Source organism: Loigolactobacillus rennini DSM 20253, assembly GCF_001436505.1.
In the GTDB taxonomy this organism is placed as follows: Bacteria; Bacillota; Bacilli; order Lactobacillales; family Lactobacillaceae; genus Loigolactobacillus; species Loigolactobacillus rennini.
This window is the reverse complement of the sequence record NZ_AYYI01000027.1, coordinates 37,996-44,586: the sequence shown is the minus strand read 5'-3', so window position 1 is coordinate 44,586 and position 6,591 is coordinate 37,996. Positions and strand designations below refer to the sequence as shown.

The window sequence follows — 6,591 nt, the reverse complement described above, 5'->3', positions numbered from 1 at the left end:
AATTAGTAACGATAATAAAAACAAGGTAAATTAGGGTACGTTTGACAGTACCCAAAAGAAAGGGAGGAATTTCCCATGATGACAAAACAAACCTTTATTACTAACGAGTTTCCGAAACTTGATTTTTACACTAGCCAGATTCTCAAAGTACACGGACAGCATCATCCTGAGTTACAGCAAGTACGCGAATTATTTGTGGCGCTAGCTGAAAAACTAACCCAAGAGCCAACTGCTGATCCGACTGCCGAGCTTGATCAGCTTGCAGAGGTGACGGATAACTATACCGTGCCTGCAGATGGTTGTGAAGCCTACCAAGCAACTTATCAATTATTATCTGATTTTCATCAATTAGTATCAGAATGAACTTGATATTAAATAAGTGTATTGCTTTATTTTGTATCTGTAGTCCGATTATATAAGCATTTTAGTTGCTGCGGCAACTAAATAAATATTTTAACTCTTCATCGACTATTGTTGACAACTTGAATTTTAAAAGTTCTAATCACTCTATGATTAGGACTTTTTTGTCTAAACACGGAAAACATACAGCACTATAATTTTAAAAACTGTAAAAGTGAAAATTAGTTCTTTAAGTTTATTTATCAGATGTGTACTCAATTTTTCTAGAAATACAGAAGGAGTTAAAGGTATTAATCTTAAAGACTTTTCTTGGAAAAGTGCATTTAATCCGATTTATAGTTGTTTTGTTAGTAGCACAAGCATGGTATTATAGAAAAAATGAATCTTTACAATTATTCTATAAAACTAAGAGCAATAAGGTCAGTACAATTTACATTTCAAAGGTAGTGGTAAGCAGGATTATTGCAACTTTGCGTATTGTATTCGGGGGGTTATGTGCCGTCTATATAGACTGGGTACTTTTTGGTGATAAGTTAGAGTATGGTTATTATTTCCAGCATTTAGGTGTTACATTTACTAGTATTTCTTAATGTTTGCATTGTTAGGTGCTGCTATAGCCATTTGGATGTCTTCTCCATTTTTTATCTGCTGGAATATTGGAAACTATTATACTTACTTCGGAGGGCATTAGGAATATCTAATTAATACTATATTAAAAAGATAGAAAATGAAGGAGGGAATAAAGTGATTGTGGAGGTTAAGCACGTTGTTAAAAGTATTGGAACTAAAGAAATTATACATAATTTAAGTTTTCAGCTCGAAAGAGGGAGAACATTTGCTTTATTGGGACCAAATGGTGCGGGTAAAACGACTATGGTTCGTCTGATTACAGGGCTATTGAAACCGTCAAAAGGACAAATTCGACTCTTTGATATGGAATTAAGCCCGAAGAATAGTGATATTTTACGACAAAAAATCGGTGTTCAAAATGATGGAAATTTATATGAAGATTTAACTATTGGTCAAAATTTAGATTTGTGGGGACAATTATATGGAATTGAAAGTAGTAATATAAGGAGCAAGATTAAAGAGATTTTAGATTTTTTTGATTTAGAAGAACGAATAAACTCAAAAGTAGGACAATTGAGTAAAGGAATGCGTCAGAAAGTTTCGATTGCTCGAGCAGTTTTTCATCGTCCTGAGCTACTTATTTTAGATGAACCTACTTCAGGATTAGATCCACAGTCTACAGAAGAACTGACTTCATATCTAAACAAGTTAGTTGAAAACACAGGAATTTCTATTATTATGTGTACGCATCAATTACAAGGGTTAGAAGAAATTGCTGATGATATAGGGATTATTCAGCATGGAAATTTAACCGCTTTCGGTAGTGCAAGTAAAATTATTAATACCGAATTTCCAGAGATAATCTATGAAATTGGCGTTGATCCTAAAAATAGGGCAACTGAAGAATGTAAAAAATATGGTAGGATTTATAGCGGTTCTCAAAGTGAAACATTCAGATTGTCCATTACAGAGGACATTCATATTTCGCAAATCGTCAAGGATTTGGTTGAATCTGGTATGGCAGTAAATACTGTATTTGAAGTCAAGCATACAATTAAAGATGCTTATTTTAATATTGTAGGTGGGACAAAAAGTGATTAATTTAAAAAGGGTAAAAGTACTGATAAAAAAAGATTTGTTGGGGATTATAAATGATGAAGCAATTCTATTTTCTTTATGTATATTACCGCTTATTTTTAGTTTAATTTTACCGTTGCTTATTTTATTAATGGGTTCGTCAAATGTGTTTATAAGTAGTGTTGGCGGACTAAATGAGTTTATTGAAAATGTGGATATTAGTAGTTTTCCATCAGATATTAAAGCCGGTAGTGAACCATTGTATGCTATTTTAATGTATTTTTTTATTCCATTGTTTTTACTAATACCGGTAATGATTGCTACAGTAATTGCAAGCTCAAGTTTTGTTGGGGAAAGGGAAAATAAAACGCTTGAAGGTTTGCTGTATACGCCATTGACTAATAGGGAGCTTGTTCTAGGAAAGATTCTTGCTTCGGCTGTACCAGCGATGATTGCTACATTGATATCGGTGATTATCTATGGTGTTTTAATTGATACAGTTGGTCTAGGAATTTTTGGGCGGGCTATATTTCCTAATTTAAATTGGCTTGTTGTCGTATTGTTATTGAATCCACTGATCGTATTCTTGGCGATTGCTTTAATAATCTCTGTTTCACAGCATGTAAAAACAAGTAAATTTGCCCAATCTGTTGCAATGATATTGATTCTGCCAATAATTGGGGGCCTTATTTCTCAAGCTAGTGGTGCTCTGTTGTTAGGAACACGTGCAATGTTATTAATTTCCCTCTTGTTATTAATAATTGATATTATTGCTTTTTTATTTATATCTAAACATTTTAATAGAGAAAAATATATATTAAATAATTAAGTTTAGGAATTGGAAGTACTAAGCACGAAAGCGATGGTAGTTCATTAATACGAAATTGATAACAGCTAATATTACGGAGTATATGAAATCTGTTATGATAGCGAATAATGAAATACAATGTAGTTTAGTTGATGTGCTACAACCAAGTTTTAATAGTGAGAATGAAGCAAAGGCTGATTAAGCTTTCGCAAGACTAAAGTTATGAAAGTTAAGTGATTTTGTAACAACTGGATTTTCTATTGGCATTTAAACCTCAAATAGTATGACAAAACGTACCAATATTACATGTAAGGAAAAAGCTTTGGTTTTTTTAACTGGGCATGCAATCGGCTTGAATACTGAAAGCAAGGTAGAATTGCTGATTCATATTGGGTGGTTAAACAAAATGACCCGATATTGGCATTAGATTAAGTTAGAAAGGATGGATCTATCATGTATCAAGAAAATGTTCCAACTGGTTTTCCAAAAGGTTTTTTATGGGGTGGCGCGACAGCTGCTAATCAAATTGAAGGTGCGTGGAATGTTGATGGTAAAGGGCTAACCACCGCTGAAGTTGTCCAAAAGGCAACTGACCGTAAAAATTCGTTAGCCATGAATCAAGTTACACAGGCAACAATCAAACAAGCAATGGCAGATAAGACCGCCGATTTATATCCTAAGCGGCGGGGAATTGATTTTTATCACCGGTATCAATCTGACATTAAATTATTTGCGGAGATGGGATTTAAAGCTTTCCGCTTATCCATTGCGTGGGCACGAATTTTTCCAAATGGTGATGATGCACAGCCAAATGAAGCTGGTTTGAAATTTTATGATAAAGTTTTTGCAGAATGTCGTAAATATGGCATTGAACCAGTGGTTACCCTTTCTCATTATGAAATGCCGCTAGCGCTAACCGTTAAACAAAATGGCTGGGCAAGCCGGAAAACCATCGCGGCGTTTACGCGTTACACAGAAGTGTTATTTAAGCGTTATCGGGGTGTTGTGAAGTATTGGATGACGTTTAACGAAATTAATGCGGGAACTTGGGGCTTTACTGGTACTGGTGCAGTGGATGATCAGTTAACGACAAATGAAAAATTGCAATTGCGTTACCAAGCACTACACCACCAGTTTGTGGCCAGCGCTATCGCTGTTCAGCAATGTCACAAAATTGACCCGCAAGCTAAAATTGGTTGCATGCTGGCTAGGATGCAAACTTATCCGAACACCCCCAATCCTGTTGATGTTCGGGCAGCACAAGTTCAAGATCAACTGAATTTATTTTTCACGGATGTTCAAGTGCGTGGCGAATATCCTGAATACATGAATCGTTATTTTAAAGATCATCAAATTAAGTTAAAGATGGCCGCTGATGATCAGGCAGTTATTAAAGCAGGGACAGTTGATTATTTAAGTTTTAGTTACTATATGTCAACAGTTACTGCGGCTACTGAGCAAAAGGCTAAAACTAGCGGCAATTTAGGCTTTGGCGGTAAGAATCCTTATTTAAAAGCCAGTGATTGGGGCTGGCAAATTGATCCCGTTGGATTGCGAATTACTTTAAATGAATTTTGGGACCGGTATCGGATTCCATTATTTGTCGTTGAGAATGGTTTAGGCGCAGTTGATCAGGTAACAGCTGATGGTAAAATCCATGATAGTTATCGAATTGATTATTTGCGGCAGCATATTTTACAAATGAAAGAAGCGATTAAAGACGGTGTGGACTTAATGGGTTACACCATGTGGGGTCCAATTGATTTAATCAGTGCAGGCACTTCTGAAATGTCTAAACGTTATGGCTTTATCTACGTTGATCAAGATGATGCGGGTAAAGGAACGTTGCGGCGAATTCGTAAAGATTCCTTTTATTGGTATCAAAAAGTCATTGCTACAAACGGGGAAGATTTAGCCGATTAATCCTATACTAGTTATTTGGCGCCTCTGAAATAAGCGAAAATGCTATTTCAGAGGCGTCTTTTTGTTTGAATCGAGTAATGCATAAAAATTGAATGCAAAATGTTGGTTTAATACAATAAGTATATATTAATTAAAACTAATGATTGGAGCTGATTAAATGAATGGCATTACAGTTGCTTCACAAGGCAATTTAAAAGATAGTCAGTTGCTCAATAATTTATACCACTCGATTTTACAGCATAATTCTCAGCATGCATTTAATTTTTTAGTGTTTGATAATGGGATGACATCAGGGCAACGACTACGCCTATTAAAATTAACTAGGAAATTTGAAAATTGTACTCATTTAACTTTTATTGGAGCAGCTACAAATCCGAAAAAACGGCACCCAATTTTAAGTCCTGATCGATTTGGATATGATAGCGGCCAGTATTTAAATTACCTATCCCGCGTTTTGTATTTAGACCAACATTTATTATGTACCAATAATTTAGCTCCACTATGGCAATTTGAATTAGGGGGTAAAACCTTGGCTGTTAATCAGCCGCATTTAGATGCACAAGTGATTTTATTGGATTTAAAACGTTGGCGTCGGCAAAAAATTGCCCAACAGGTTGCGGCGTTAACACCAGATTTTGTTAGCCACTATCGACACCATGAATTAGCTGTTTTAGAGCATGTATTGGCTAATCAATGGGCTTTATTGTCAACTGCACATTGTTTATGCAGCCAAGCCCAAGCTTAAAGCGCTAAATTAGACAGATGTCTAGAGTTGGCTGATGAATTCCATTTGCGTTTGACTGACAATAGACAATATCGTTTATTCGGAAAAAGTAGTGTCAAATATAATTGACGAAAATTAAATACAGGCAAATTTTTGCTAAAGTAGGGAGCTAGAAAGGAGGTTTCACCATGACAATATGAGCGATTAAATAGAGCAGTGATGGGTAGGTGCGTTTTAAATGATTGATTGCAAGTATGGCAAAGTTTTTCACAGGATTAGACAGGATAAAGGCGCGTCATTGGCGACAGCAGCTGCTGGCATCATGTCTAAACAAGGTTTATCCGCGTTTGAAAACGGTAAATCCATGATTACGCTGGATAAATTTTTCAAACTAATCAATCAGCTCAACATTGATATTAATGAATACATTGCTTGCATCACCGAGCAACACTTACCAAAGAATAATCTTAACAGACTGGTTATGGCTTACCGCAGACAAGATCAGCACTTTTTACGTCAGATGCAAGTTAAATTCAAACAATGGTACGCCATCTATCACCGTGAACACGATTTGCATTTAATGATTGTGATTAAAGTTTTGCTCAAGAAATTAGGTCAACAAGTTAATATTACGACTGCTGAAATTAACACAATCCATGATTATTTATTAAGAGTAGACCAGTGGGGAATCTATGAATTGCGAATTTTCGAGTGCACTTTAACCTTGTTTGATGATTTTCAAATCACTTTATTGAGTCGAACTGCATTAACGGCCGGTAAAGTTTATGATGCTATTTATTGCGAGCCGCGCAAAGAAATTTGCCAACTGTTATTTAGTTTAATTGAACGTTTGCTTAAATTAAATCAAGTTAAAACCGCAGCAGTCTATTTAAAAGTTGTTAGAAGCGAACTTCAGGTGGAAGACATTCAATCTTGGTTTTTATATCGGTATTATGCGGGCATTGTGACCTATCGCTTGGGGCAAACACAAGCAAAAAAAGCAGCGATAAACACGGCTCGTTTGTTAGCTTATTTAGGTAATAGAAACTTAGCAAAACATTATTTAACGCATTTAGCAGATTGTGGCGTGTAACCTAGAATCGTATATTTTGATATTGGGGGTTAATTC

At 35.5% G+C, this 6,591-nt stretch carries 6 protein-coding genes; all 6 read left to right on the top strand.

Going from position 1 to position 6,591, the window contains the following annotated elements; all coding sequences use genetic code 11:
- Positions 1-75 precede the first annotated feature (75 nt).
- Entirely contained in the window at positions 76-363 is a 288-nt protein-coding gene (locus FC24_RS04610; protein ID WP_235807316.1) for a hypothetical protein, read from the top strand.
- A gap of 741 nt (positions 364-1,104) precedes the next feature.
- Positions 1,105-2,031 (top strand): ABC transporter ATP-binding protein, encoded by a 927-nt coding sequence (locus FC24_RS04605; protein ID WP_057873706.1) that lies wholly within the window; start codon positions 1,105-1,107, stop codon positions 2,029-2,031.
- The gene (locus FC24_RS04600; protein ID WP_057873705.1) at positions 2,024-2,836 is read left to right on the top strand and encodes an ABC transporter permease; all 813 of its coding nucleotides are present in this window, start codon (positions 2,024-2,026) and stop codon (positions 2,834-2,836) included. Before FC24_RS04605 ends, FC24_RS04600 begins: the two co-directional genes overlap by 8 nt.
- Before the next feature lie 432 nt (positions 2,837-3,268).
- Positions 3,269-4,738, top strand: a complete 1,470-nt coding sequence (locus tag FC24_RS04595; RefSeq protein ID WP_057873704.1) for a glycoside hydrolase family 1 protein — start codon at positions 3,269-3,271, stop codon at positions 4,736-4,738.
- A 157-nt stretch (positions 4,739-4,895) separates the two neighbouring features.
- Positions 4,896-5,483 (top strand): glycosyltransferase, encoded by a 588-nt coding sequence (locus tag FC24_RS04590; protein WP_057873703.1) that lies wholly within the window; start codon positions 4,896-4,898, stop codon positions 5,481-5,483.
- A 217-nt stretch (positions 5,484-5,700) separates the two neighbouring features.
- Positions 5,701-6,555: an Rgg/GadR/MutR family transcriptional regulator gene (locus FC24_RS04585; protein WP_057873702.1), complete on the top strand. Its 855-nt coding sequence runs from the start codon at positions 5,701-5,703 to the stop codon at positions 6,553-6,555.
- The last annotated feature ends 36 nt before the right edge of the window (positions 6,556-6,591 follow it).